The following is a 24,971-nucleotide window of genomic DNA, read 5'->3' on the forward strand; positions in this document are numbered from 1 at the left end:
CAGCCAACGGCACAACAGCCAACGGCACAACAGCCAACGGCACAACAGCCAACGGGGCGCCGGCCGACGGCGCTTCGGCTCACGGGCCGGTGAGCCGGCCGCCGGGGCCGCGGACCGCACCGCCCCCGCCCGCCCCGGCAGAGACCACCGGTCCGATCCGCTCACCGCAGCCCGCGTCCGCTGCACCGCACTCCCCGGCATCAGCCGCACCCACACCAGCACCTGCCGCACCGGCCTCAGCAACGGCCACGCCGCCCGCACCGAGCGCGTCGGCCGACCCGTTCGCCTCGTTGCCGCGCATCACGCCGTTCACCGAGTTCGAACTCGATCCCGTCGACAGCACCGTCCGCACCCAAGAGGCCGGCACAGGCCGGCCCAAGCAGGCCTCGGCGCCCCCAGGCGCGCCGGCGTCCGCCTACACCGGACGCCGGCGCCGCACCGACGGCACCAGCGACGCCAGCGGCGCCGACACCGGTCGGCACTCCCGTCATGGCACGCCCGAGCCTGCCCTGCCGAGCGGCGGTCGACGTCGACGCGCGGAGGAGGACGACAGCGACGACGACGACCTGCTGTCGCGCCTACTGGCTCGCGGGACCGCCGACCATTGATTCCGGCGCCGTTGGACAGACACCGCAACGTCAGCGCAGGGTTACGTCCAGGATCTCCGCCCACCGCCGGGTGATGCCTGCCCGCCGCTCCCCGTCGTCGGTCAGCAGGTTGGCCAGCCCGAGCCCACGCGCGAGGTCGAGGGTGGCCTGCACCGTCTCGCGGACACCGGGAACCCGTTCGTCCACCCCCAGCAGGTCTACAACGACCCGGTGCACCTCGCGCCCGACGCTCGCCTCGACCGGCAGCACCTGTGCGCGCAGCTGCGGCTCGGACGCCGCTGCGACCCAGAGCATCAGCGCAGCCCGGAACAGCGGACCGGTGTAGAGCCCGAACACGATCTCGACGACCGCCTCGGTCGAGAACTCGGGACGCTCGGCCAGCTCGCGCCGCATCTTCTCGCCCCGCTCATGCGTCACCTGCCCGAGCGCGGCGAGGAACAGCGCCTCGCGGGTCGGGAAGTGGTGCTGGGCGGCCCCGCGGGACACCCCGGCGTGCTCGGCGACCACGGCCACCGTCGAAGCTGTCCAACCCAGCTCGGCAAGGCAGACAATCGCTGAGTCCAGCAGCCGGGCCCGCGTCGCGCGCGACCGGTCCTGCTGCGGCGCGCGCGGCTCGAGCACTGTCCCGGTCATTCAGCCGCCCATCGGGGCGGGCGCTTCTCCAGGAACGCGAGCATGCCCTCGCGCGCCTCGTCGGAGCCGAACAGCCGCGCCGACTGCGCCTGCACGTCGCGTGCGCGGTCGTGGAAGGCATCCAGGGTGGCGCGCGACGTCAAAGGTTTGGTCTCGGCCAGACCCTGGGGCGAGCAAGCCCGAAAGGCGTCCAGGACGAGCTCCAGCTCGGCGTCCAGATCGGCGGGTGCTGCGCTGATAAGCCCGGTCGTGGCCGCCACGGCGGCGCCGAACGTCTCCCCGGTCAGGTAGTACCGCGAGACCGCGCGCTCGGTCATCCGACCCAGCGTGGTCAGGGAAATGATGGCCGGCGCCAGGCCGAGGCGGACCTCGGTGAACGCGAACGACGCGGCCTCGCTGGCCAGCGCGACGTCGCAGGCGCCGACGATGCCCAATCCGCCGGCACGTACGGCACCGTCGATGCGGGCCACCACGGGTTTGGGCAGCTCGACGATGCTGCGCAGCAGGCCCAGCATGCGTTGCGTCCCGGTCTGCGGCCCGCCCTCGGACGACTGCTCCTTGAGGTCGGCGCCGGCGCAGAACACCCGGCCGGTGTGCGTCAGCACCACTGCTCGCACGGTGTCGTCGGCGGTCGCGGCCTGCAGGTGCTCGGTGACCTCCCCGACCAGCTGCGCGGACAACGCGTTGCGGTTTGCGGGCGAGTCCATCGTGATTGTCGCGATGGACCGCTCGACCTCGTAGTGCGCCAGCGTCATCAGTACGACTTCGGCAGGCCGAGGCTGAACTGGGCGACGAAGTTCAGGATCATCTCCCGGCTGACGGGCGCGATCTTCGCGACGCGGGAGGCCAGGACGAGGTTGCCCAGCCCGTACTCGCTGGCGATGCCGTTGCCGCCGTGCGTCTGCACCGCCGCGTCGACGGCGTCGGCGGCACCTTCGGCCGCGGCGTACTTGGCCATGTTGGCCGCCTCGCCGGAGTTCAGATCGTCGCCGCTGTCGTACAGGGCGGCCGCCTTCTGCATCATCAGCTTCGCCAGCTCGACCTCGACCTTCGCCTTGGCCAGCGGATGTGCGATGCCCTGGTGCGTCCCGATCGGCTTGCCGCCCCACACCGCCCGCTGGTTGGCGTAGGAGACGGCCTTGTCGAGGGCGTAGCGACCCATGCCGATCGACCCCGCGGCGGCCATGATCCGCTCGGGGTTCAGGCCGGCGAACAGCTGCGCCAGGGCGGCATCCTCATCGCCGATGAGCGCATCGGCGGGTAGTCGGACGTCGTCGAGGTAGAGCATGAATTGCTTGTCCGGCATGACGACGTCCATGTCGATGGCCGTGTACTCGAAGCCGGGGGTGTCGGTCGGGAAGACGAACAGCGCGGGCTTGAGCTTTCCCGTCTTGGCGTCCTCGGTGCGGGCGACGATCAGGATGGCCTGGGCGTTGTCGACACCTGAGACGTAGTACTTGCGGCCCGACAGCACCCAGTCGCTGCCGTCGCGCCGGGCTGTCGTCGCGATCTTGTGCGTGTTCGAGCCGGCGTCGGGCTCGGTGACGCCGAAGGCCATGATGGTCTCGCCGGACGCGATGCCCGGCAGCCAGCGCCGCTTCTGCTCGTCGGTGCCGTACTTGGCGATGATGGTGCCGTTGATGGCCGGTGACACGACCATCATCAGCAGGCCGCAGCCGGCCGTGTTGAGCTCCTCGGTGACAATCGCCAGCTCGTACATTCCGGCCCCGCCGCCGCCGTACTCCTCGGGCAGATTGAGCCCGATGAACCCGGAACGTCCGGTCTCCTGCCAGAGCTCGGTCAGCGGTTCACGCGCCCGGGCGCGGGGTGCGGTGTAGGCGTGGCCGTAGCGGCCGCCCAGCTCGGCCACCGCCTTGCGCAGCGCGAGTTGTTCCTCGGTCTCAGCAAAGTCCATGGCTCACTCCTCGGTCGTGGTTGGTTCAGTGTCGGACGATTCGGTGACGACGGCCAGCACGGCCCCGATGTCGATCTGCTGGCCCACGCCGACGGGTAGTTCGGTGACGACGCCGTCGGCCGGCGCGTTCACCTGGTGACGCATCTTCATCGCTTCGAGCCACAGGATCGGCTGGCCGGCGAAGACGTGGTCGCCCACGGCTACCGCCACCTGGGCGATCGACCCTGGCATGGGGGCCAGCAGCGAGCCGAGCGCCACGCGCTGCGCCGGGTCGACGAAGCGGGGCAGCAGGGTCAGCCGCACCGGCCCGAGCGCGGAGTCGACGTCCACCTCTTCGCCGTGGACCGCGACGGCGAAGCGTCGCTGCACGCCGCGCTCGTCCAACACGACCTCGTGCGGGCGGGCGCTGACGAGCTGCACGTCGGCGAAACCCTCGGCGACGAGCCCGTCCCGGGTGTGCCGGTACGCGACGTCGAGGCCCTCAAAGGCCACGCGCTGCGGCTGCGAGACGACGTTGCGCCAGCCCGACGGCACGCCGGGCAGCACGGTCGCGGCCGACCTGTCCGCGCCGTCGAGCGCCAGGGCCGCGGCAAGGGCGGACAACTCGCGAGCGGCAGGGTCGGCCAGCGGGGCGGCGAGGGTGTCGAGGCCGTGCCGGTCGAAGAAGGCGGTGTCGGTGTCGCCGGCGAGGAAGGCCTGGTGGCGCAGCACCCGCACCAGCAGGTCGCGGTTGGTGACCAGGCCGTGGAGGTGTGTCCGGGCCAGCGCGCCGGCGAGCGCGTAGGCGGCTTGGGTCCGGACCGGCGCCCAGGCGATCACCTTGGCCAGCATGGGGTCGTAGTGGATGCCGACGAGCGAACCGTCGACGACACCTGAGTCCAGGCGCAGGCCGGCTGTCGTCACCCCGGTCCGGAATTCGACGTCGACGCCCGGCACGTGCACCGTGTGCAGCACCCCGGACTGCGGTTGCCAGTCGAACGCCGGGTCCTCGGCGTAGAGGCGCACCTCGATGGCGTGCCCGCGTGACGCCGGCGGTTCGGGTTCGAGACGTCCACCGGCTGCGACGTCCAGCTGTAGGGCGACGAGATCGAGCCCGGTCGTGCATTCGGTGACCGGGTGCTCGACCTGCAGGCGGGTGTTCATCTCGAGGAAGAAGAACTTTCCGTTCTCATCAGCGATGAATTCGACGGTGCCCGCGCCGGTGTAGCCCACGGCGGAGGTGGCGGCCCGGGCGGCAGCGAACAGCGCCTCGCGCATCCCGTCTGTCCGTTCGACGAGCGGGGACGGCGCCTCTTCGATCACCTTCTGGTGCCGGCGCTGGATCGAGCACTCGCGCTCGCCGACGGCCCACACCGTCCCGTGCTCGTCGGCCATGACCTGGACCTCGATGTGCCTGCCGGGGGCGAGGTACGGCTCGCAGAACACGGTGGCGTCGCCGAATGCGCTGAGCGCCTCGGCACGGGCGGCCGCGGCCTCTTGGGGCAGGTCGTCCAGGGACCGCACGACTCGCATGCCCCGCCCGCCGCCGCCCGCGCTGGCCTTGATCAGGATGGGCAGGTCGTCGACGGTGACGTCCTCGGGCGCGCGCTCGGCCAGCACCGGAACACCGGCGGCAGCCATCAGGCGTTTGGACTCGATCTTGCTGCCCATCGCGTCGATGGCTTCGGACGGTGGCCCGATCCACGTCAGCCCGGCGGCCTGAACCACCCGGGCGAACACCGCGTTCTCGGACAGGAACCCGTACCCGGGATGGATCGCATCAGCGCCGGCTCGCTGCGCCGCGGCCACGATCGCGTCGATCTGGAGGTACGTCTCGGCCGGCGTGCTGCCCGGCAGGTGCACCGCGGCATCGGCCTCGCGGACGTGCGGGGAGTCGGCGTCGGGGTCGGAGAACACCGCGACGGTGCCGATGCCGAGGTCGCGGCAGGTGCGGAACACCCGGCGCGCGATCTCCCCGCGGTTCGCAACCAGGACGGTGGTGATCACGCGATGCCCGTAGCCCGGATGCAGCGATTCGAGACCACCCTGCCGGTCGCTTGGCTCTGCTCAGTGTGGGTGAGCATGCGCTCAGCCTGACTGAGCAGAGCAAAAGAAGGCGCAGAGCGGTACCTGGGGGCCGCGCTCACAGCCGGAACACCCCGTAGCCGTCGGCGCCTTCGACCGGGCCGTTATGGATGGCGGACAGCGCGATGCCGAGCACGGTGCGGGTGTCGCGCGGGTCGATGACACCGTCGTCGTAGAGCATTCCGGACAGGAACGGGGCCAGGGACTGCTCCTCGATCTGCGCCTCGACGACCGCCCGCAGCTGGGCGGCCCCGTCCTCGTCGAACTCCTGCCCGCGCGCCTCGGCGGCCTGCCGCGCCACGATGGTCATGACGCCGGCCAGCTGGGCCGGACCCATCACCGCCGACTTCGCGTTCGGCCAGGTGAATAGGAACCGCGGCCCGTACGCACGCCCGCACATGCCGTAGTTGCCGGCGCCGTACGAGGCGCCCATGGTCACGGTCAGGTGCGGCACCCGCGAGTTCGACACCGCGTTGATCATCAGCGCGCCGTGTTTGATCATGCCGCTGCGCTCGTACTCCGCACCCACCATGTAGCCGGTCGTGTTCTGCAGGAAGAGCAACGGCGTGCCGGCGCGGTTGGCCAGCTGGATGAACTGTGCCGCCTTCTGCGCCTCGGCGCTGAACAGCACGCCGCGCGCGTTGGCCAGGATGCCGATCGGGTACCCATGCAGCGACGCCCAGCCGGTGACCAGCGACGATCCGTACAGGGGTTTGAACTCGTCGAAGTCACTGCCGTCGACGATCCGGCCGATCACCTCGCGCGGGTCGAACGGCACCTTGAGGTCGGTGGGGACGATGCCGAGCAGCTGGTTCTCGTCGAGCACGGGGGGCGCCGGAGCGGGCGCCGGGGCCGGACCCTGCTTGTGCCAGTTCAACCGGCCGACGATCTGGCGCCCGATGCGGATCGCGTCCTGCTCGTCCTGGGCGAGGTAGTCGGCGAGCCCGGACTCGCGGGCGTGCAGGTCGGCGCCGCCCAGCGACTCGTCGTCGGCGTCCTCACCCGTCGCCATCTTCACCAGCGGCGGCCCGGCCAGGAACACCTTGGCGCGCTCCTTCACCATCACGACGTAGTCGCTCATGCCCGGGATGTACGCACCGCCCGCGGTCGAGTTGCCGAACACCAGCGCGATCGTCGGGATGCCCGCCTTCGACAGCCGGGTGAGGTCGCGAAAGATCTGCCCGCCCGGGATGAAGATCTCCTTCTGGGTGGGCAGGTCGGCGCCGCCGGACTCGACGAGCCCGATCACCGGCAACCGGTTCTCCAGCGCGATCTGGTTCGCCCGCAACCCCTTCTTCAGGGTCCACGGATTGGACGCGCCGCCGCGCACCGTCGGGTCGGACCCATTGATCATGCACTCGACGCCGTTGACGACGCCGATGCCGGTGACCACCGACGCGCCCACCGTGAAGTCCGATCCCCATGCGGCCAGCGGGGACAGCTCGAGGAAGTGTGACCCCGGGTCGATGAGCAGCTCGATGCGTTCGCGGACGAGCAGCTTCCCGCGCTGGTGGTGCCGGTCGACGTACTTCGCCCCACCGCCACCCACTGCCTTGGCGTGCTCGGCGTCGAGCGCAGCGAGCCGTTCGAGCAGCGCCGCCCGATTGGCGGCGTACTCGTCGGAAGCCGGGTCGACGGACGTGGTCAGGACGCTCATACGTGGTAGCCCAACGTCTTGGCGGCCAGGCCGGTGAGGATCTCGTCGGTGCCGCCGCCGATGCCCATGATCCGCATGTCGCGGTACTGCCGCTCGACCTCGGCCTTGCGCATGTAACCCATCCCGCCGTGCAGCTGTACGGCCTGGTCGACGGCAAACATGCCGGCCTCGACAGCCGTGTTCTTGGCGAAGCAGGCTTCCCGAACGAGGTTGGGTTCGGTCAGCGCACGGACAGCGACCGAGCGCGTGTAGACGCGCGCCACCTCGATGCGCCGGGCCATCTCGGTCAGAGTGTTCTGCACCGCCTGCCGGCTGATCAGCGGTTTGCCGAACGTCTCGCGCTTGCGACACCATTGGACGGTCAGGTCGAGCGCGCGCTGCCCGCAGGCGTAGGACTGCACGGCCAGGCCGATGCGTTCGGAGACGAAGTTCTGCGCGATCTGAGCGAAGCCGGCGTTCTCGACGCCGATGAGGTTGGCCGCCGGCACCCGCACATCTGCATAGGACAGCTCAGCGGTGTCCGAGCACAGCCAGCCCATCTTCTCCAGCTTGCGCGACACGGTGAACCCGGGCGTGCCCTTCTCGATGACGAGCAGCGACAGTCCGTGTGCGCCGGCGTCACCCGTCCGCACCGCGGTGACCACGAAGTCGGCCCGCACGCCGGAGGTGATGTAGGTCTTGGACCCATTGACGACGTACTCGTCGCCGTCCCATTTCGCCGTCGTGCGCAGGCCGGCGACGTCCGAACCGCCGTCGGGCTCGGTGATCGCAAGCGAACCGATGAGCCGGCCCTCGAGGGTTGGCCGCACCCACTGCTCGATCTGGTCGGGGCTTCCGGCCGCGATCAGGTGCGGCAGCGAGATGCCCGAGGTGAACAGCGACGCGAAGGCGCCGCTCGACCCGCCCGCGTAGTGGAACTCCTCACCCAGCGTCAGCGCGTCGATCGCGTCGCCGTCCCCGCCGCCGACTGCCAACGGGTACGCGAGACCGATCAGCCCGAGTGACGCTGCGCGCTCATGCAGCGACCTTGGCAACTCGCCCTCGCGCTCCCATACCGAAAGGTACGGAAAGACATCGGTCGTGACGAACCGGCGCACGGTGTCCCGCAGCGCGCGCCGCTCGGATGTGTCGAAAGGGTCGTTCACAACAGACCTTCCGGTATGTCGACAACCCGCGACCGCAGCCATTCGCCCAGGGCCTTGGCCTGCGGGTCGTGCCGGGCGTTGTAGGCGACGCCCTCACCGAGGATGCCCTCGACCACGAAGTTCACCGCGGACAAGTTCTCGAATACATACCTACGCACGGGCAGGTCGGCCGTCTCGGGCAGCAGTCGGCGGAACTCGTCGACGGTCAGGAACGCGGCCAACCATTCGAACGCCGATGTGGTGCGCGCCCAGAGCCCGACGTTGGCCGAGCCGCCCTTGTCGCCGCTGCGCGCGCCAATCAGCGTACCTAGAGGTACGGGACGGGTGGGGCCCCAGGACGCGCGGACGCTCGGCTGGGGCAGCAACTCGAGGGTCGCGGTCTCCGGGGCGGGTGCGATGGTCACCCGCGCACCGTCGGGCAGCACGGCGACGTGCGGCACGAGCGCAGCATCGACGGTGGCTGCGCTGAACACTCCGTACGGCGCGGCGTCGGACGGCGGCGCCGTGACGTGGAAACCGGGGTAGGAGGCGAGTGCCAGCTCGATCGCGGCCGCCGAGAATGCCCGTCCTACTCGTTTGGGGTCGGCGGCCCGCACGACACAGCGCAGCAGGGCTGCGGCCTCCTCCTGGACGTCGGCGTCGGGATGGTCGGTACGGGCCAGCGTCCACTCCGGGTCGAGGCCGGCCAGCGGCTCGGCGAGCTGCTTACGGACCAGCGCCGCCTTCGCCTCGACGTCCAGCCCGGTCAGGATGAAGGTGACCTCGTTGCGGAACCCGCCAAGCGTGTTCAGGCCGACCTTCAGCGTGGGCGGTGGCGGCTCGCCCCGGACGCCGCTGATGCGGACGCGGTCGGGCCCGTCTTCGACCAACGAGATCGTGTCGAACCGCGACGTGACGTCCGGTCCCGCGTAGCGAGCCCCCCCGATCTCGTAGAGCAGCTGCGCGGTGACCGTGCCTACCGTGACCGCTCCGCCGGTATCCGGGTGCTTGGTGATCACCGACGAGCCGTCCGCGGCGATCTCGGCCAGCGGGAAGCCGAGCGGCCGGTGGTCGAGCCCGAGCTCGGCGAAGAAGGCGTAGTTGCCGCCGGTGGCCTGCGGACCGCACTCGAGCACGTGCCCGGCCACCACCGCACCGGCCAGCCGATCCCAGTCCGCGCGTCCCCACCCGAAGTGCGACGCGGCCGGCCCCACGACGAGCGAGGCGTCGGTGACCCGCCCGGTGACGACCACCTGCGCGCCGGCGTCGAGACACTCGGCGATACCCCAGGCGCCGAGGTAGGCGTTGGCCGCCAATGGCTCACCGAGCCCCAGCTCGCCGGCTCGGGAACGCAGATCGTCGCCTTCGACGTGCGCCACCAGGACGTCCAGCCCGAGGTTGTCGGCCAACGCCCGAACGGCGTTCGCCAGCCCGGCCGGGTTGAGCCCGCCCGCGTTCGAGACGATGCGGATGCCCTTCTCGAGCGCCGTGCCGAGGGAGTTCTCCAGGTGCCGCAGGAAGGTCTTGGCGTAGCCGGTGGTGGTGTCCTTCAGCCGGTCGCGGCCCAGGATGAGCATGGTCAACTCGGCGAGGTAGTCGCCGGTCAGGACGTCCAGCTCGCCGCCGGCCAGCATCTCGGCCATCGCCGACGCGCGGTCGCCGTAGAACCCCGACGCATTACCGATACGCAGGACATCGCTGCTCAAGAAAACTGCCCTGCCGTGCGACCGCCGCCGGGCGGCCCGGCGAACGCCTGCGCGATGTCGAGCCACTCGTCGGCCTGCGCCCCGGCGGTCACCAGGTGCAGGTCGGCGCGGTGCCGGCGCTGGGTGACGAGCAGGCAGAAGTCCAGCGCCGGCCCGGCGACGTGCTGCGTCGCGTCCTCGGGGCCCCACGTCCACAGTTCACCGGAAGGCCCGACCAGCTCGACGCGGACCTCGGCGCTCGGCGGGGTTCGGTCGTTCACCACGTAGGCGAAATTGCGCGTGCGTACGCCGATGTGCGCCACATGCCGCAGTCGATCGGATGGCGCGCGGTGCACGCTCAGCGCGTCAGCGACGTCTTGGCCGTGCGCCCAGGTCTCCATGATCCGGGCCGTGGCCATCGACGTCGCACTCATCGGCGGTCCGAACCAGGGCAGCTTGACCCCGTCGGGGACGGCGGACAAGGCCTGCGTCACGGCAACCCGCCCATGCCGCCAGGCGGCGAGCAGCGTGATCGGTGGTTGCGCCGCCCGTTCGGCGGCGGCGCCGTCGACGGCGTCGAACGGCTGCGCTGCGGTGGCCGCCAGCGCAGTTCTGAACGCGTCCGCGTCCGTGGCGGCCAGCAGCGAGACCTCGTCCGTCCAGGCCAGGTGGCCGATCTGGTGGGCAACGGTCCAGCCCACTGCCGGCGTCGGGGTTGCCCACTGCTCGGCCGCCAGCGGGGCAACCAGCGCGTCCAGATCGGCGCCCTCGTCGGCAAGGTCGGTCAGGACGTCGCTACGCACAATCCGCAGACTGGCACGGCGGGCCCCGACAATCAAGCCCGCATGATTGTTTCTGCGCACACAGCTCGACGGAGAAGGCGGGGCAGATGATCAGCTGCGGGCGCCACCACGCAGCATGTCGGCGTTGGGCACCAGTACGACTCCGCTGCTCGTGCGCAACGTGGTGTTCGCCGGGCCGACGCGGACGATCTCGGCGTCCTCGACCGAGTCCAGCGCCGGCACGAAGACGCGGACCTGCTCGCCCGGTTCGTAGGGCTGCGCGACACGTAGGCCGGCGCCGGCGACCAGGCTGCTGACGGTGCGCCGCGCAACGATGCCGGTGAGCACCACGCTGACGGCGGCAACGCCGAGGACGGCCGCCAGCGGCGCGCCGAGCGCCACGGCGGTCACGACGGCCACGGCCTGCACGAGCAACGAGAGCACCAGCGGGACCACGACGGGGGCATGGGTGCGACGGGAACGCGACCAGCGCTGCGGGCGCACCCGCAGCTGGTCGTCCTCATCTGTCGTCATAGGAACCACATCCCTTGTGTAACAAGGGATTCCCTGTCGTAGTCCACCGATCTCGCCGACATGCCAGACCGAGCCGTGAGGGTGCTCACTATTGCAAGCAGTGCACCCGGATTGGGTGATTCGGGACTCGATCGAACCTCAGCCGTTGAACGGCCATTCGTTGTCGACGCTGGCCTGCTCCTGGGCACCGCGACGTTCGAGGTGGGTGGCGGTGACCTCGACGGCCGCACTGACGTCGACCCCGGTCTGGTCGGCGAGCAGGAAGACGCCGTACGCCAGCTCGCCGAGACGCGGTGCCCAATCGGTACCCGGACGGAAGGGGCGGCGGCCACGATCGGAGCCCGACGTCACCGTTGCGGTCAACGTGCCCAGCAGCGACTGCAACTCCATCAGCAAGGTCGGCACCGTCGCGTGCAGGTCGGCCAGATCGGCACTGCTCGCAACGCGTTCCTGCAATTCGCTCATGAGGAACCAATCTACCGGCGGGAACCTGCTCAGTAGGCTGACCCGCGTGGATATCCCGCGTCCCGCGCGGCTGCGTGTCGGAGTCGTCGGCGTCGGACGGGTGGGCAGTGCCCTCGGCGCAGCGCTGGCTCGCGCCGGACACGAGGTCGTCGCCGTCAGCGGAGTGTCCGCACAGTCGCGGCGGCGTGCGCAGAACCTGCTGCCCGGGGCCGAACTGCTCGCCCCTGACGAGACCGTCGCGGCGGCCGAGTTCGTGCTGCTCGCCGTTCCCGACGACGTCCTGCGCCCCCTCGTTGCCGGGCTTGCCGACACGGGCGCGTGGCGCCCCGGCCAGCTGGTGGCGCACACCTCGGGCGCGCAGGGCATCGGGGTGCTCGACCCGGCCGCTGCGCGCGGGGTGCTGGCCCTTGCACTGCACCCGGTGATGACCTTCACCGGCCGGCCCGAGGACCTCGATCGGCTGAATGGCGCCACCTTCGGCGTCACCTCCACCGACGAGCTGCGACCCGTCGCCGAGTCGCTGGTGGTCGAGATGGGCGGCGAGCCGGTCTGGGTGCCCGAGCCCGCCCGGGCGCTCTACCACGCGGCGCTCTCGATCGGTTCCAACCACCTGGTCACGCTCGTCAACGACACGCTCGCCCTGCTCGACAGCGTCGGCGTCGAGGAGCCCGCACGGCTCGTCGCGCCGCTGCTCAGCGCCTCGCTCGACAACGTGCTGCGCCTGCGCGACGCCGCGCTCACCGGCCCGGTCTCGCGCGGTGACGTTGCCACCGTCAGCGCCCACGTGCGGACGCTGTCCGAGCGGGCGCCCGACGTCCTGCCGTCCTACGCCGCTCTTGCTCGTCGCACCGCCGAGCGGGCGCAGGCGTCCGGCCGGCTCAGCGCGGGGCAGGCCGACGCTGTCCGCGAGGTGCTCCCATGAAACTCGTGCGCACCCGCTCGGAGTTCTTCGCTGCCCGCGCCGAGCAGCTCGGCACCGTGGGTCTGGTGCCCACCATGGGCGCCCTGCATGCCGGGCACTCCGCCCTGCTCGACGCCGCCCGCGCCGAGTGCGACTCGGTGATCACCACCAACTTCGTCAACCCACTGCAGTTCGGGCCGACGGAGGACCTCGCGCGCTACCCACGCACCCTGGACGCCGATCTTGAGGTCTGCGAGAAGGCCGGTGTCGACCTCGTGTGGGCCCCGTCCGTCGACGATGTGTATCCCTACGGCGGCACGCAGGTGCGGGTCGAACCTGGCCCGCTCGGTGACATACTTGAAGGTATGGTGCGGCCCGGACACTTCAGCGGCATGTTGACCGTGGTCGCCAAATTCCTCAATCTCGTGCGTCCTGGGCGCGCGTACTTCGGCGAGAAGGACTACCAGCAGCTGGCGCTCATCCGACAGATGACCGAGGACCTCGAGCTGGGCGTTGCGGTCGTCGGCGTCGGCACGGTCCGCGAAGCCGATGGGCTGGCGCTGTCGAGTCGCAACGTCTTCCTGTCGGCGGCCGAACGGACGCACGCATTGATCCTCTCGCATGCGTTGGCGGCCGGTCGGGCCGCCGCGCACGAGGGTGCCATCGGCGTGATCACCGCGGCCACCGCGGTCCTGGCGAGCGAGCCGGACATCGCCGTCGACTACCTCGAACTACGCGGGGCCGACCTCCGCGAGATCCCGGTGCACGGCGCGTGCCGCCTGCTCGTCGCGGCCCGGGTGGGCACGACGCGGCTCATCGACAACGTCGGGGTCGAGCTGTGAAGGGGGTTGACCAGGCCGACGTCGAGCGCGTCGTGAGGGCAGCGCTCGCAGAGGATCTCGGCCCCGAGGGCGACATCACCACGCTCGCCACCGTCGACCCGGGCTCGACGGCCTCGGCCCGGCTCGTCTCGCGCCAGCACGGCGTCGCCGCAGGTCTGCCCGTCGCCGCGTACGTGTTCGACGTCGTCGGCGAGGGCCGCGTGCACGTCGAGCTGCTCGTCGTCGATGGCGATCGCGTGCAGCCCGGGGACGTCCTGGCCACCGTGACGGGGCCGCTGCGCGCCCTGCTCACGGCCGAGCGCACTGCACTGAACCTGGTCGGGCACCTCAGCGGCGTGGCCTCGCTGACGCGAGCGTGGGCTGACGCGGTCGAGGGCACCGGCGCTCGGGTGCGCGACACGCGCAAGACGATGCCGGGCCTGCGGGCGCTCGAGAAGTACGCAGTGCGCATGGGTGGCGGCGTCAACCACCGGATGTCGCTGTCCGACGCAGCGCTCGTCAAGGACAACCACGTCGTCGCGGCCGGCGGGGTGGTGCCGGCGTTCGAGCGGGTGCGCGCGCAGTACCCGGGCGTGCCGCTCGAGATCGAGGTGGACACCGTCGAGCAGGCGCGGGAGGTCATCGCGGCCGGCGCCGACCTCGTCCTGCTCGACAACATGACGCCCGACGCGATGCGCCAGGTCGTGACGCTGACCGCTGGACGCGCGCGTCTCGAGGCGTCCGGGCGGCTGTCGCTCGACAATGCCCGTGCCGTGGCCGAGACGGGCGTCGACTACCTTGCTGTCGGCGCGCTGACGCACTCCGCGCCCGTGCTCGACATCGGACTGGACATGTAGATGCTGCTCGCGATCGACACCGGTAACACGAACACCGTTCTGGGCGTCTTCGACGGCTCAGTACTGCGCGACTCGTGGCGCATCAAGTCCGACGCCCGCACGACCGCCGATGAGCTGGCGCTGGCCTTCCGCGGGCTGCTGGCCGACCACGTGGTCGACGGAATCGCCGCCTGCTCCACCGTTCCGGCCGTCATGCGCGAGCTGCGCACGATGCTGGCCCGGTACTACTCCGACGTCCCGACGTTGCTCGTCGAGCCGGGTGTGCGTACCGGCGTCAGCGTGCAGACCGACAACCCGAAGGAGGTCGGCACCGATCGCATCTGCAACACCGCGGCCGCCCATCACCTGGTCGACGGCCCGTGCATCGTCGTGGACTTCGGCACGTCGACGAACTTCGACGTGGTGAGTGCCAAGGGCGAGTTTCTCGGCGGTGCGCTGGCCCCGGGCATCGAGATCTCCCTGGACGCGCTGGCCGCACGGGCAGCGCAGCTGCGCAAGGTCGAGCTCGTCGCCCCGCGCAGCCCGATCGGCAAGAACACCGTCGAGTCGTTGCAGTCCGGGATCCTGTACGGCTTCGCCGGCCAGGTCGATGGGATGGTCCGGCGGCTGTCGGCGGCCCTCGTCCCGGACGACCCCGCCTCCGTGCAGGTGATCGCCACCGGCGGCCTCGCCTCGCTCGTCATCGATCACAGCGAGACCGTGACGCGCTACGAACCGGAACTCACGCTTCTCGGACTGCGGCTCATCTTCGAACGCAACACCTAAGTACGGTCGAGGACATGCAACTGCGCATCTTCACCGAGCCTCAGCAGGGCGCGTCCTACGACGACCTGCTCCGCGTCGCCACAGCCACCGAGGACCTCGGCTTCGACGCCTTCTTCCGCAGCGATCACTACCTCAAGATGGGCGACGTCGACGGGCTGCCCGGCCCTACCGACGCCTGGCTGACCCTCGCCGCGCTCGCCCGCGACACGACGCGCATCCGGCTCGGCACGCTCGTGTCGCCCGCGACCTTCCGGTTGCCGGGCGTGCTGGCCATCTCGGCCGCGCAGGTCGACGCCATGAGCGGGGGACGGGTCGAGATCGGGCTGGGCGCCGGCTGGTTCGGCGCCGAGCACAAGGCCTACGGCATCCCGTTCCCGGACACCGCCGAGCGCTTCGACGTCTTCGCCGAGCAGGTCGAGATCATCGACGGCCTGCTGACCACGCCGCCCGGTCAGACGTACTCCTTCGCCGGCACGCACTACCAGCTGACCGACTCGCCTGCGCTGCCCAAGCCCGTGCAGTTGCCACGTCCGCCGATCATCCTGGGCGGCGCGGGCAAGAAGCGCGGTGCCAAGCTGGCCGCCACGTACGCCGACGAGTTCAACGTCGCCTTCCAGGGTGTGGAGGAGACCGAGACCGTCCTCAACCGGGTGCGCACCGCCGCGGCCGAGACCGGACGCGAGCTCGTCTACAGCGCCGCGCAGGTGCTGTGCTGCGGCCTCGAGGACGCCGAGCTGGCCCGTCGGGCGGCGGCGATCGGTCGGGACGTCGAGGAGCTGCGCGAGAACGGCGCAGCCGGCACCCCCGACCAGGTCGTCGCCCGGTTGCAGCGCTATGCCGACATCGGCGTCACCCGCATGTACCTGCAGGTGCTCGACCTCGCCGACCTCGCGCACCTCGAGCTCGTCGCCCGCGAGGTCCTGCCGCAGGTCTGAGTCAGGTGCGCTGGGTGTCGCGGCGGTAGGCCCAGACGGCGAGCGCGGCAGCAGCGAGCGTCCAGATGGCCACCACACTCCACCCGAGTGCCGACCAGCCACCGCCGCCGATGCCGACGTGGCTGGCCTGCGTCAGCCAGTAGGACGGGATGGCCTCGCCGATGTAATGCAGGACGCCGTGGTTGGGCAGCGGGAACCACTGCCCGCCGAGGAAGCCGAAGAACGCCGAGCCGCCACCCAGGGCCGGGCCCATCGAGTCGACGGTCAGCAGGTGCCCGACCAGCACGCCGAGAGCGACGAACGGTGCCAGGGCGACGAGAATCAGCGCGGTCATCCCGAACCAGCGGGTGAACGGGTGCAGGCTGACGCCGTAGGAGATCCCGGCGACATAGAGCAGCGCGATACTGAGCAGGGCCATCAGGTAGGACGTCAGCACCTTGGTCGTGAAGTATGTCGTCGGGCTCAGCGGGGTGAGGCGCAGCTGGCGGTTCCAGCCGACGCTGCGCTCCGCCGCGATGCGCGCGCCGCCGGCGATCGCGGCGATCATGGCGCCGTACCCGGCCATGCCAACCATGTAGTACAGCGGGAAGCTGACGGTGAACGTCCCGAGGTCGATCGTCTGGTGCTTGTTCGACCCGGCGATCGTCAGGAACAGCGCGAGCGGAAAGATCAGCGAGAAGATGAAGAACCGCTTGTTGCGTACGAGGCGCAGCAGCTCGTAGCGGACGTAGGTGACGTTCATCGGGCCGGCTCCGTCGCTGCTTCGTGGGCGTTGGTGTCACTGGTGAGCTGGAGGAACGCGTCCTCGAGCGCTGCGCCACCGACCTCGATGTCGCGCGCGGCGGGGTAGGCGGGCAGCAGCGCGCGCAGTGCGGCGTCGGAGTCCGTACAGCTCAGCACGACGCTGTCGCCTCGGGTGTCGACCGAGCGCACCCCCGCCAGGGCCGTCAATCCGGCCGGGTCCACGCCCGGCAGGGTGGCCCGGATCGTGCGGGAGCCGACGGTCGCTTTGATCTCGGTCGACGAGCCGTCTGCGACGACCTGGCCGTGCGCCATCAGCACGATGCGGTCGGCGTAGGCGTCCGCCTCCTCCAGGTAATGGGTGGCGAACACGATCGTCTTGCCGCTGCGGGTGAACCCGCGCATCGTCGCCCAGAACTCGCGGCGCGCCTCGACGTCCATCGCGACGGTCGGTTCGTCGAGCACCAGCAGGTCGGGGTTGCTCACGAGCGCCACGGCGAAGCGGACGCGCTGGGTCTGACCGCCGGAGAGCTTGTGGGTGCGGCGCTCGGCGATGTCGGTGATGCCCGCAAGTTGCAGGGTCTCGTCCACCCCGAGGGCCGACGGGTACAGCGAGCCCATCATGTCGATCAACTCGCGTACCGACAGGTCGCGCAGTACCGCCCCCGTCTGCAGCATCGCTCCGATCCGGCCTGCGGCGACCGCCTCGGCCGGCGTGCGGTCGAAGATCGTCACCGAGCCCGCGTCCGGTGTGAGCAGCCCCAGCATCATGTCGATGGTGGTGGATTTGCCCGCGCCGTTCGGCCCGAGCAGGGCCACCGTCTGCCCCTGGGCGATGTGCAGGTCGACGCCACGGACGGCCTGCACCGGGCCGTTCGCGGCCGGGAAGGACTTGCGCAGCCCGGCCAGCCGAACGCCGCCGTCGCCGTCATGCGCTGTGGTCATGCCGGGTATCTTGTCGCTTTTGCGTGGCCGGGAACAGGGCCCGCGCCGCGACCGTCCCGATCATGGCCGCAGCCCCTGACGCAAGGCTCGAAACCGGGCGTCGGCGCCCGGCTAGGTTTGCCTGGTGAGTGAGACGAACGCCCCCGACGGCGACGATCTGCCGGAGCAGCTGCGCGTACGCCGCGAGAAGTACGACCGGCTCATGGCGGACCCGGGATCGGCGCCGTTCCCGGTAGGGGTGCCCCGAACGGCATCGCTGGCCGAGGTCGGCGCCGCGTACCCGGAGCTCGAGCCCGACGACCGGACCGGCGACGTTGTCGGTATCACCGGCCGCGTGATCTTCGTGCGCAACACCGGCAAGCTCTGCTTCGCGCGCCTGCGCGAGGGCGAGGCCGAACTGCAGGTGATGCTGTCACTGGACCGGGTCGGCGAGGCGGGGTTGGCCTCGTGGAAAGCCGACGTCGACCGCGGCGATCTCGTCTTCGTGCAGGGCGAGGTCATTTCGTCGCGTCGCGGTGAACTCTCGGTGCTCGCCGATCGTTACCGCATCACGGCCAAAGCATTGCGACCGTTGCCGGTGGAACACAAGCCGTTGTCGGATGAGAACCGCATGCGGCAGCGTTACGTCGATTTGATCGTGCGACCCGAAGCGCGCCAGATGGTGTACACGCGAGCCGAGGTATTGCACGCGCTGCGCGACACTTTCCGACAGCGTGGTTACGTCGAGGTGGAAACGCCGATCCTGCAGTCGGTGCACGGTGGTGCTGCCGCGCGTCCATTTCACACCCACCTCAACGCATTCGACCTGCAAATGTCGTTGCGAATCGCTACCGAGCTCTACCTGAAGCGCTGCATCGTCGGCGGGATCGAACGGGTCTTCGAGATCGGGCCGGCATTTCGCAACGAGGGTGTGGATTCCTCGCATTCGCCGGAGTACACGTTGCTGGAGGCGTATCAGGCTTACGGCGACTACGACACGATGGCCGAACTCACTCGCGCCCTGATCCTCGCCGCCGCCGCGGCGGTGGGAGTGCCGACCCCGGTGACAGCCGACGGCATCGAGATCGACCTGGCCGCACCGTGGCGCTCGGTGACGATCCACGACGCGGTGTCCGAGGCGGTCGGCGAGGCCGTCACCCCCGACACCGACGCGGCGTCCTTGCGCCGGCATGCCGAGCGGCTGCAGGTGGGGCTCAACCCGGCTTGGGGCGCAGGCGAGATCGTCCTCGAGCTCTACGAGAAGCTGGTCGAGCACACGCTGGTGCAGCCGACGTTCGTCAAGGACTACCCGGTCGCGGTGCGCCCGCTCGCCCGACCGCACCGTGCCGACCCGCGGCTGTCCGAGGCCTGGGACCTCATCATCGGTGGCGTCGAGATCGCGCCGGCGTACTCGGAACTCGTCGACCCGGTCGAGCAGCGCCGCCGACTCGTCGAGCAGTCGACCGCCGCCGCGCAGGGCGACCCGGAAGCGATGGAATTGGATGAGGATTTCCTGCGTGCCCTCGAATACGGCATGCCACCGACCGGGGGCATGGGTATGGGCGTCGACCGGCTCGTCATGTTGCTGACCGGCAAGGGCATTCGCGAAACCATCCTGTTCCCGCTCATCAAGCCGTTGTAGGACTCCGTTGTAGGACTGCTGTAAACCCGTTGTGCGACCTCAGCAACGCATTGCTAGGAATTCGCAAATTATCGGCCGGGACGCGGCCGTATTGGTGGGCGATCAATGCGGCGGGGCGCTACGGTGGGTTGATCAGCCCAAATGCCCCCCGTACAGAACGGCACTAACATGGCTCAGAAGCACATCGTTCAACTCATCGACGACCTGGACGAAGGCGACGCCGCGGAAACGGTCAGTTTCGCCCTCGACGGGAACAACTACGAAATAGACCTGTCGGCGTCCAATGCCGCCAAACTGCGCGATTCCATGGCCGAATACGTCGCGCATGCGCGGCGGGCCGGCGGGCGCGGCGGCCGCGGGCCGTCGACGGGTGCCCCCCGTCGGGGGCGTGCGGCGCGTGGCGACCGCGAGCAGACGTCGGCGATTCGCGAGTGGGCGCGCACGAACGGGCACAAGATCGGCGAGAAGGGCCGGATCCCGGCGCACATCGTCGAGGCCTACAACGAGGCCAACTAGCCCGCATCACCCTCTCTGGTGATCAACAGCGCCGAAACGTCGTGACACGACGTTTCGGTGCTGTTGATCTTTGAGGGGTTGTCAGCGAAGGTGGTGGTCGAAGAAGGACTCGATGCGCGCCCAGGCGTCCGCCGCGGCCACCGGGTCGGGACCGACGTGCACCACCCGCTGCACGGCGTGCGTGAATCCCGGCCCGAAGAACTCTTCGTTCAGGAACGAATGGCCGGCGGTCGGGTACTCCTTGACGTCGTTCTCCACGCCGAGCGTGTCCAGCGCGGCGCGCACCTTGCCGGCTGCCCCGCGCAACGAGACATCCTTGGCCCCGTAGCTCGCGACCACCGGGCACGAGCCGCGCAGGGCTTCCGGCAGGCCCTTCGGAGGTTGGCCGTAGTTCGGGGCGGCGACGTCGAAGCCGCGGGCGGCCGCGAGCAGGGCGAAGCCGCCGCCCATGCAGAACCCGATGATCCCGACCTTGTCGGTGGACCGTTCGTCGGTGAGCAGGTGCGTCCGGGCCGCTGCGATGTCGGCGAACGCCTTTCCCTCGCCCGACATCAGCGCCCGGAAGGTGCTGACCAGGCACTTGCGCGCTCCGCCGTCGCTGTACAGGTCGGGCGCCAGGGTCAGGTAGCCGGCCGCGGCCAACCGGTCGGCCTGGCGCCGCACGACGTCGTTGAGCCCGAAGACCTCGTGGATGGCCACCACCGCGGGCCACGGGCCTTCGCCGGACGGGACGGCCAGGTAGGCGTTCAGATCGTTCGAGCCGCCGGTGGCCCGGCCGAGTGCGATATCGGGCATGTTTCGAACATAGTGGCCGCTGTTCGCTCTCGGCGAAGCCCGGCGGGGATCACCGAGCGGCGTTGCGTCGTTGGACTCCATGTCCGCCATCACCCCAGGTGTGTCGCACACCAGGGCTAGAGTTGGCAGTGGTAGAGCCAGTGGTAGAGCCGCAGTGTCATACAGCGCGGAAGGAGCCTCCCGCATGTTCGAACGTTTCACAGACCGCGCACGCCGTGTTGTCGTCCTGGCCCAAGAAGAGGCCCGGATGCTCAATCACAACTACATCGGCACTGAGCACATCCTGCTCGGTCTCATCCATGAGGGCGAGGGCGTCGCCGCCAAGGCCCTCGAGTCGCTCGGCATTTCGCTCGACGCCGTGCGTCAGCAGGTCGAAGAGATCATCGGCCAGGGCCAGCAGGCGCCGAGCGGGCACATCCCGTTCACCCCGCGCGCCAAGAAGGTCCTCGAGCTCAGCCTGCGCGAGGCGTTGCAGCTCGGCCACAACTACATCGGCACCGAGCACATCCTGCTGGGGCTGATCCGCGAGGGTGAGGGCGTCGCCGCCCAGGTGCTGGTCAAGCTCGGCGCCGACTTGAACAAGGTCCGCCAGCAGGTCATCCAGCTGCTCAACGGCTACCAGAGCAAGGAGCCCTCGGGCGCCGCGGCCGAGGCCACGCCGTCCACGTCGCTGGTCCTCGACCAGTTCGGGCGCAACCTCACCCAATCCGCGCGAGACGGCAAGCTCGACCCGGTCATCGGGCGCGAGAAGGAGGTCGAGCGCCTGATGCAGGTGCTCAGCCGCCGCACCAAGAACAACCCCGTCCTGATCGGCGAGCCCGGCGTCGGCAAGACCGCCGTCGTCGAGGGCCTGGCTCAGGCCATCGTCAAGGGCGAGGTGCCGGAGACGTTGAAGGACAAGCAGCTCTACACGCTCGACCTCGGCTCGCTCGTCGCTGGCTCCCGCTATCGCGGTGACTTCGAGGAGCGCCTGAAGAAGGTCCTCAAGGAGATCCGCACCCGCGGCGACATCATCATGTTCATCGACGAGATCCACACCCTCGTCGGTGCCGGTGCCGCCGAAGGCGCGATCGACGCAGCGTCCATCCTCAAGCCGATGCTGGCCCGTGGCGAGCTGCAGACCATCGGCGCCACCACGCTGGATGAGTACCGCAAGTACCTCGAGAAGGACGCTGCGCTCGAGCGCCGCTTCCAGCCCGTCCAGGTGGGCGAACCGACGGTGGCGCACACGATCGAGATCCTCAAGGGCCTGCGCGACCGGTACGAGGCGCACCACCGCGTCTCGATCACCGACGCCGCGCTGGTCGCCGCCGCAGGGCTGGCTGATCGCTACATCAGCGATCGCTTCCTGCCAGACAAGGCGATCGACCTCATCGACGAGGCCGGCGCGCGCATGCGCATCCGCCGGATGACCGCCCCGCCGGACCTGCGCGAGTTCGACGAGCGCATTGCCGACGTCCGTCGCGAGAAGGAGTCCTCGATCGACGCGCAGGACTTCGAGAAGGCTGCGGCGCTGCGCGACAAGGAGAAGACGCTGCTCGGTGAGAAGGCCAAGCGCGAGCAGGAGTGGAAGGCCGGCGACCTCGACGTCGTGGCCGAGGTCGACGACGAGCAGATCGCGGAGGTGCTCGCCATCTGGACGGGCATCCCGGTCTTCAAGCTCACCGAGGAGGAGACCGCCCGGCTGCTGCGCATGGAGGACGAGCTGCACAAGCGCGTCATCGGCCAGGAGCAGGCGATCAAGGCCGTCTCGCAGGCGATCCGCCGTACGCGGGCCGGTCTGAAGGACCCGAAGCGTCCTGGTGGCTCGTTCATCTTCGCCGGCCCGTCGGGCATCGGTAAGACCGAGCTGTCCCGGGCGCTTGCCGAGTTCCTGTTCGGCGACGACGACGCGCTGATCCAGATCGACATGTCCGAGTTTCACGATCGCTACACCGTGTCGCGGCTCGTCGGTGCGCCTCCCGGCTACGTCGGTTACGACGAGGGCGGACAGCTCACCGAGAAGGTCCGGCGCAAGCCGTTCAGCGTTGTGCTCTTCGACGAGGTCGAGAAGGCGCACCCGGACATCTTCAACACGCTGCTGCAGGTGCTGGAGGACGGTCGGCTCACCGACGGTCAGGGTCGGGTCGTGGACTTCAAGAACACCGTCCTGATCATGACGACCAACCTCGGCACGCGCGACGCGTCCAAGTCGGTCGGCAACCTCGGCTTCGCTGCGTCCAACGACACGCAGAGCGGCTACGAGCGGATGAAGGAGAAGGTCAACGACGAGCTCAAGCAGCACTTCCGCCCGGAGTTCCTGAACCGCATCGACGACATCATCGTGTTCCACCAGCTGACCGAGGAAGAGATCGTCAAGATCGTCGACCTGATGACGGCCCGCCTGGACACCCAGATGCGCAACAAGGACATGGGCATCGAGCTCACCACCTCGGCGAAGGCTCTGCTGGCCAAGAAGGGCTACGACCGGACGCTGGGTGCCCGGCCGTTGCGCCGCACCATCCAGCGCGAGATCGAGGACCCGTTGAGCGAGAAGATCCTGTTCGGCGAACTGACCGCCGGCGAGATCGTCGTCATCGACACCGAGCCCGTCGACGCGATGAAGAAGGACGGCCCGGAGAAGTTCACCTTCCGCGGTGAGCCCAAGCCCTCCGCGCTCGTCCCCGACGTCCCGCCGGCAGGCATCTCCGCCGACTGACGCACCGCACCACCACAGCAGCACCACAGCGAGGCCCCGCAACCACCGTTGCGGGGCCTCGCTGCGTCGCCGTCCCGGACGGCCGCTCGCCCCTCCTGCGTCGAGTTGTCCGCCCTTGCACGCCTCCACGCGCGTTCGGGGGCGGACAACTCCAGGTGGGTTGGGAGGCGGCCGTCAACGGGGCAGGGCGTAGCGGCCGTCCGGCAATGGGTCGACGAGGCCATCGGCGACGAGGCCGTCGAGCGCGCGAGATCGACGCACCGGGTCGGGCCAGACGACGTCGAGCGCATCTTGCGCTACCGGGCCGGGCGCAGCCCGCAGCACGTCGAGCAACAAGCCGCGGACCTGACGGTCGGTGCCGGCAAACCCCTGCGGCCGCGGCACCGGACCGTCGTAGGCCGGCGAGCCGGCCACCAACCACGCGCACCGCTCGGCGATCGGGCACACCGGGCAGCGCGGCGTCCGGGCCACGCACACCAGCGCACCGAGTTCCATCAGCGCCACCCCGAAGCGAGCCGCCGACGCGGCGTCGGCAGGCAGCAGCGCCTCTACCGCCGCGTGGTCGCGGGTGGCCGACGGCAGCCCGGCGTTGCCCTGCCCCCGCACGGCACGCGCGACGACCCGCCGAACGTTCGTGTCGACGACGGGATGCCGCTGTCCGAACGCGAACGACGCCACCGCGCGGGCGGTGTACGCGCCTACGCCAGGCAGGCTCAGCAGATCATCGACGGACTCCGGCACCCGGCCGGCGAAACGCCCGGTGACCTCTCCCGCGCACGCGTGCAGGCGCAGCGCTCGGCGCGGGTAGCCGAGCTTGCCCCACATCCGCACCGCGTCGCCCGCCGGTGCAGCGGCCAGGTCGGCCGGGGTCGGCCAGCGGTCCAGCCACGCTGCGTAGACGGGCAACACCCGTGTGACCGGGGTCTGTTGCAACATGATCTCGCTGACCAGCACCGCCCACGCGCTGACGCCCGGTTGCCGCCACGGCAGGTCGCGCGCTGCGCGTTCGTACCACGCCAGGACGGGTACCGAGAGCGGTTCAGCAGCCATCAGGGCCGCATCGTCGCACGAGACGGACCCGCGCTCGACGCCGCGTCCGATGCGTTTCAGCGCGCCGCCGGAACCGGCCCAGGCGGACCGGATAGCGTGAACCCGCCATGCTTCATCCCGTCGGATCCCAGCCGCCTTCCGTGTACTGGCGTCGTCGTCTTCTCCTGGTCGGCTCGGCCGTGCTGGTCATCGTGCTGCTGATCGTCACCGTGCAGGCCTTGACCTCCGGCGGCGGTTCGTCGAACGCCGCCGGGTCGGGATCGCCGTCGCCTACACCCGTCCCGTCGACCCGGGTCACCTCGTCCTCGACACCCGTCAGCTCGTCCCCGGCCTCGTCCTCACCGGCTCGGTCGTCGACCCGGTCCAGCACGAAAGCCACGAAGTCGTCCACAGCGTCGGCGTCGACGTCTGCCAGCGCGCCCCCGGCCACCTGCCGCACCAGCAACCTGTCGGTGAGCGCCGTCGTCGGCGCGGCCAACTACAAGGTGGGCGCCACGCCGATGCTGGAGCTGCAGGTGACGAACGTCGGCAAGGCGCCGTGCGTCCAGGACCTCGCGGACAAGCAGATCGTGCTCAAGGTCTACAACGGCGAGTCGCGAGTGTGGGGCAGCCACGACTGCGAGGTGCAGGCGGGCACCCAGCTGCGCACCCTGGCGGTGAACAGCTCGGTGCGCGTCACCATCACCTGGTCGGGGCTCACCTCGCAGCCCGACAACTGCTCCTCGCGGCAGCGGGTCGGCGCCGGCACGTACACGCTCTACGCGACGCTGTCGGGCAAGTCCGGCAAGGCCGCCCAGTTCACGATCAGCTGAATCGGTCGATGATCGACACTCAGCTGAATCGGTCGATGATCGACACT

24 protein-coding genes and 1 pseudogene are annotated in these 24,971 nt (G+C 70.0%); 10 read left to right on the plus strand and 15 right to left on the minus strand.

The window, feature by feature from the left end:
• Positions 1-608: pseudogene (locus ACFFC4_RS02245) on the plus strand (hypothetical protein); the annotation flags it as partial.
• A 30-nt stretch (positions 609-638) separates the two neighbouring features.
• Here the strand turns inward: ACFFC4_RS02245 and ACFFC4_RS02250 are convergent.
• The 10 genes from ACFFC4_RS02250 to ACFFC4_RS02295 all read right to left on the minus strand — a co-directional run bounded on the left by ACFFC4_RS02250 (position 639) and on the right by ACFFC4_RS02295 (position 11,467).
• Positions 639-1,241: a TetR/AcrR family transcriptional regulator gene (locus tag ACFFC4_RS02250; protein WP_375497340.1), complete on the minus strand. Its 603-nt coding sequence runs from the start codon at positions 1,239-1,241 to the stop codon at positions 639-641.
• Positions 1,238-1,996 carry an enoyl-CoA hydratase family protein gene (locus ACFFC4_RS02255; RefSeq protein WP_375497342.1) on the minus strand — a complete coding sequence of 253 codons (759 nt, stop codon included), beginning with the start codon at positions 1,994-1,996 and terminating at the stop codon, positions 1,238-1,240. Before ACFFC4_RS02255 ends, ACFFC4_RS02250 begins: the two co-directional genes overlap by 4 nt.
• A complete protein-coding gene (locus ACFFC4_RS02260; RefSeq protein ID WP_375497344.1) occupies positions 1,996-3,156 on the minus strand; it encodes an acyl-CoA dehydrogenase family protein in 1,161 nt (386 codons plus the stop codon). The genes ACFFC4_RS02255 and ACFFC4_RS02260 overlap by 1 nt, the downstream gene beginning before the upstream one ends.
• Positions 3,157-3,159: 3 nt before the next feature.
• Positions 3,160-5,142 carry an acetyl/propionyl/methylcrotonyl-CoA carboxylase subunit alpha gene (locus ACFFC4_RS02265; RefSeq protein ID WP_375497346.1) on the minus strand — a complete coding sequence of 661 codons (1,983 nt, stop codon included), beginning with the start codon at positions 5,140-5,142 and terminating at the stop codon, positions 3,160-3,162.
• Positions 5,143-5,278: 136 nt separating this feature from the next.
• Positions 5,279-6,877, minus strand: a complete 1,599-nt coding sequence (locus ACFFC4_RS02270) for an acyl-CoA carboxylase subunit beta (protein ID WP_375497348.1) — start codon at positions 6,875-6,877, stop codon at positions 5,279-5,281.
• The gene (locus tag ACFFC4_RS02275; RefSeq protein WP_375497350.1) at positions 6,874-8,022 is read right to left on the minus strand and encodes an acyl-CoA dehydrogenase family protein; all 1,149 of its coding nucleotides are present in this window, start codon (positions 8,020-8,022) and stop codon (positions 6,874-6,876) included. Before ACFFC4_RS02275 ends, ACFFC4_RS02270 begins: the two co-directional genes overlap by 4 nt.
• Complete coding sequence (locus ACFFC4_RS02280; RefSeq protein WP_375497656.1) at positions 8,019-9,644, minus strand: acyclic terpene utilization AtuA family protein; 1,626 nt, start codon at positions 9,642-9,644, stop codon at positions 8,019-8,021. The genes ACFFC4_RS02275 and ACFFC4_RS02280 overlap by 4 nt, the downstream gene beginning before the upstream one ends.
• A gap of 59 nt (positions 9,645-9,703) precedes the next feature.
• Entirely contained in the window at positions 9,704-10,492 is a 789-nt protein-coding gene (locus ACFFC4_RS02285; RefSeq protein ID WP_375497658.1) for a TIGR03084 family metal-binding protein, read from the minus strand.
• 87 nt (positions 10,493-10,579) lie between these two features.
• Positions 10,580-11,002: a hypothetical protein gene (locus tag ACFFC4_RS02290; RefSeq protein ID WP_375497352.1), complete on the minus strand. Its 423-nt coding sequence runs from the start codon at positions 11,000-11,002 to the stop codon at positions 10,580-10,582.
• Between the two features lie 138 nt (positions 11,003-11,140).
• On the minus strand, positions 11,141-11,467 hold the full coding sequence (locus tag ACFFC4_RS02295; RefSeq protein WP_375497354.1) for a hypothetical protein: 327 nt from the start codon (positions 11,465-11,467) through the stop codon (positions 11,141-11,143).
• On the opposite strand from ACFFC4_RS02295, the gene ACFFC4_RS02300 reads away from it, so the two are divergent.
• The 5 genes from ACFFC4_RS02300 to ACFFC4_RS02320 are packed head-to-tail and all read left to right on the plus strand — an operon-like array spanning position 11,466 to position 15,746.
• Positions 11,466-12,389 carry a Rossmann-like and DUF2520 domain-containing protein gene (locus tag ACFFC4_RS02300; protein WP_375497356.1) on the plus strand — a complete coding sequence of 308 codons (924 nt, stop codon included), beginning with the start codon at positions 11,466-11,468 and terminating at the stop codon, positions 12,387-12,389. The genes ACFFC4_RS02295 and ACFFC4_RS02300 overlap by 2 nt on opposite strands.
• On the plus strand, positions 12,386-13,210 hold the full coding sequence (gene panC / locus ACFFC4_RS02305) for a pantoate--beta-alanine ligase (RefSeq protein WP_375497358.1): 825 nt from the start codon (positions 12,386-12,388) through the stop codon (positions 13,208-13,210). Before ACFFC4_RS02300 ends, panC begins: the two co-directional genes overlap by 4 nt.
• Positions 13,207-14,046 carry a carboxylating nicotinate-nucleotide diphosphorylase gene (nadC, locus tag ACFFC4_RS02310; protein WP_375497360.1) on the plus strand — a complete coding sequence of 280 codons (840 nt, stop codon included), beginning with the start codon at positions 13,207-13,209 and terminating at the stop codon, positions 14,044-14,046. Before panC ends, nadC begins: the two co-directional genes overlap by 4 nt.
• Positions 14,047-14,811 carry a type III pantothenate kinase gene (locus tag ACFFC4_RS02315; protein WP_375497362.1) on the plus strand — a complete coding sequence of 255 codons (765 nt, stop codon included), beginning with the start codon at positions 14,047-14,049 and terminating at the stop codon, positions 14,809-14,811.
• A gap of 14 nt (positions 14,812-14,825) precedes the next feature.
• On the plus strand, positions 14,826-15,746 hold the full coding sequence (locus ACFFC4_RS02320) for an LLM class F420-dependent oxidoreductase (protein ID WP_375497364.1): 921 nt from the start codon (positions 14,826-14,828) through the stop codon (positions 15,744-15,746).
• Between the two features lies 1 nt (position 15,747).
• On the opposite strand, the gene ACFFC4_RS02325 is transcribed toward ACFFC4_RS02320, so the two are convergent.
• Both ACFFC4_RS02325 and ACFFC4_RS02330 read right to left on the minus strand, forming a co-directional pair.
• On the minus strand, positions 15,748-16,488 hold the full coding sequence (locus ACFFC4_RS02325) for an ABC transporter permease (protein WP_375497366.1): 741 nt from the start codon (positions 16,486-16,488) through the stop codon (positions 15,748-15,750).
• On the minus strand, positions 16,485-17,432 hold the full coding sequence (locus ACFFC4_RS02330) for an ABC transporter ATP-binding protein (RefSeq protein ID WP_375497368.1): 948 nt from the start codon (positions 17,430-17,432) through the stop codon (positions 16,485-16,487). Before ACFFC4_RS02330 ends, ACFFC4_RS02325 begins: the two co-directional genes overlap by 4 nt.
• A 124-nt stretch (positions 17,433-17,556) precedes the next feature.
• On the opposite strand from ACFFC4_RS02330, the gene lysS reads away from it, so the two are divergent.
• Together lysS and ACFFC4_RS02340 are read left to right on the plus strand one after the other, a co-directional pair.
• Positions 17,557-19,053: a lysine--tRNA ligase gene (gene lysS / locus ACFFC4_RS02335; RefSeq protein ID WP_375497370.1), complete on the plus strand. Its 1,497-nt coding sequence runs from the start codon at positions 17,557-17,559 to the stop codon at positions 19,051-19,053.
• A gap of 168 nt (positions 19,054-19,221) precedes the next feature.
• A complete protein-coding gene (locus ACFFC4_RS02340; protein ID WP_375497372.1) occupies positions 19,222-19,569 on the plus strand; it encodes an Lsr2 family protein in 348 nt (115 codons plus the stop codon).
• Between the two features lie 81 nt (positions 19,570-19,650).
• Here the strand turns inward: ACFFC4_RS02340 and ACFFC4_RS02345 are convergent, their stop codons facing one another.
• On the minus strand, positions 19,651-20,364 hold the full coding sequence (locus ACFFC4_RS02345) for a dienelactone hydrolase family protein (protein ID WP_375497374.1): 714 nt from the start codon (positions 20,362-20,364) through the stop codon (positions 19,651-19,653).
• A gap of 184 nt (positions 20,365-20,548) precedes the next feature.
• Between ACFFC4_RS02345 and ACFFC4_RS02350 the strand changes: the two genes are divergently transcribed.
• Complete coding sequence (locus tag ACFFC4_RS02350; protein WP_375497376.1) at positions 20,549-23,062, plus strand: ATP-dependent Clp protease ATP-binding subunit; 2,514 nt, start codon at positions 20,549-20,551, stop codon at positions 23,060-23,062.
• A gap of 174 nt (positions 23,063-23,236) precedes the next feature.
• Here ACFFC4_RS02350 and ACFFC4_RS02355 read toward each other — a convergent pair whose 3' ends face one another.
• Together ACFFC4_RS02355 and ACFFC4_RS02360 are read right to left on the minus strand one after the other, a co-directional pair.
• A complete protein-coding gene (locus ACFFC4_RS02355) occupies positions 23,237-24,112 on the minus strand; it encodes an A/G-specific adenine glycosylase (RefSeq protein WP_375497378.1) in 876 nt (291 codons plus the stop codon).
• A 112-nt stretch (positions 24,113-24,224) separates the two neighbouring features.
• Complete coding sequence (locus tag ACFFC4_RS02360; protein WP_375497380.1) at positions 24,225-24,542, minus strand: hypothetical protein; 318 nt, start codon at positions 24,540-24,542, stop codon at positions 24,225-24,227.
• 22 nt (positions 24,543-24,564) lie between these two features.
• Between ACFFC4_RS02360 and ACFFC4_RS02365 the strand changes: the two genes are divergently transcribed.
• Positions 24,565-24,924, plus strand: coding sequence for a hypothetical protein (locus ACFFC4_RS02365; protein ID WP_375497382.1), 360 nt, complete (start codon positions 24,565-24,567; stop codon positions 24,922-24,924).
• Positions 24,925-24,971 lie beyond the last annotated feature (47 nt).

Source organism: uncultured Jatrophihabitans sp. (genome assembly GCF_964244045.1).
Lineage (GTDB): Bacteria > Actinomycetota > Actinomycetes > Mycobacteriales > Jatrophihabitantaceae > Jatrophihabitans.

Excerpts from the sequence above, each read along its gene's own strand:
- ACFFC4_RS02300 (WP_375497356.1), top strand. The coding sequence starts at position 11,466 with ATGAGGAACCAATCTACCGGCGGGAACCTGCTCAGTAGGCTGACCCGC.
- ACFFC4_RS02290 (WP_375497352.1), bottom strand. The coding sequence starts at position 11,002 with ATGACGACAGATGAGGACGACCAGCTGCGGGTGCGCCCGCAGCGCTGG.
- ACFFC4_RS02250 (WP_375497340.1), bottom strand. The coding sequence starts at position 1,241 with ATGACCGGGACAGTGCTCGAGCCGCGCGCGCCGCAGCAGGACCGGTCG.
- ACFFC4_RS02330 (WP_375497368.1), bottom strand. The coding sequence starts at position 17,432 with ATGACCACAGCGCATGACGGCGACGGCGGCGTTCGGCTGGCCGGGCTG.
- ACFFC4_RS02355 (WP_375497378.1), bottom strand. The coding sequence starts at position 24,112 with ATGGCTGCTGAACCGCTCTCGGTACCCGTCCTGGCGTGGTACGAACGC.
- panC (WP_375497358.1), top strand. The coding sequence starts at position 12,386 with ATGAAACTCGTGCGCACCCGCTCGGAGTTCTTCGCTGCCCGCGCCGAG.
- ACFFC4_RS02350 (WP_375497376.1), top strand. The coding sequence starts at position 20,549 with ATGTTCGAACGTTTCACAGACCGCGCACGCCGTGTTGTCGTCCTGGCC.
- ACFFC4_RS02260 (WP_375497344.1), bottom strand. The coding sequence starts at position 3,156 with ATGGACTTTGCTGAGACCGAGGAACAACTCGCGCTGCGCAAGGCGGTG.
- ACFFC4_RS02325 (WP_375497366.1), bottom strand. The coding sequence starts at position 16,488 with ATGAACGTCACCTACGTCCGCTACGAGCTGCTGCGCCTCGTACGCAAC.
- ACFFC4_RS02340 (WP_375497372.1), top strand. The coding sequence starts at position 19,222 with ATGGCTCAGAAGCACATCGTTCAACTCATCGACGACCTGGACGAAGGC.
- ACFFC4_RS02255 (WP_375497342.1), bottom strand. The coding sequence starts at position 1,996 with ATGACGCTGGCGCACTACGAGGTCGAGCGGTCCATCGCGACAATCACG.
- ACFFC4_RS02320 (WP_375497364.1), top strand. The coding sequence starts at position 14,826 with ATGCAACTGCGCATCTTCACCGAGCCTCAGCAGGGCGCGTCCTACGAC.
- ACFFC4_RS02295 (WP_375497354.1), bottom strand. The coding sequence starts at position 11,467 with ATGAGCGAATTGCAGGAACGCGTTGCGAGCAGTGCCGATCTGGCCGAC.
- ACFFC4_RS02280 (WP_375497656.1), bottom strand. The coding sequence starts at position 9,644 with ATGGCCGAGATGCTGGCCGGCGGCGAGCTGGACGTCCTGACCGGCGAC.
- ACFFC4_RS02315 (WP_375497362.1), top strand. The coding sequence starts at position 14,047 with ATGCTGCTCGCGATCGACACCGGTAACACGAACACCGTTCTGGGCGTC.
- ACFFC4_RS02270 (WP_375497348.1), bottom strand. The coding sequence starts at position 6,877 with ATGAGCGTCCTGACCACGTCCGTCGACCCGGCTTCCGACGAGTACGCC.
- ACFFC4_RS02345 (WP_375497374.1), bottom strand. The coding sequence starts at position 20,364 with ATGCCCGATATCGCACTCGGCCGGGCCACCGGCGGCTCGAACGATCTG.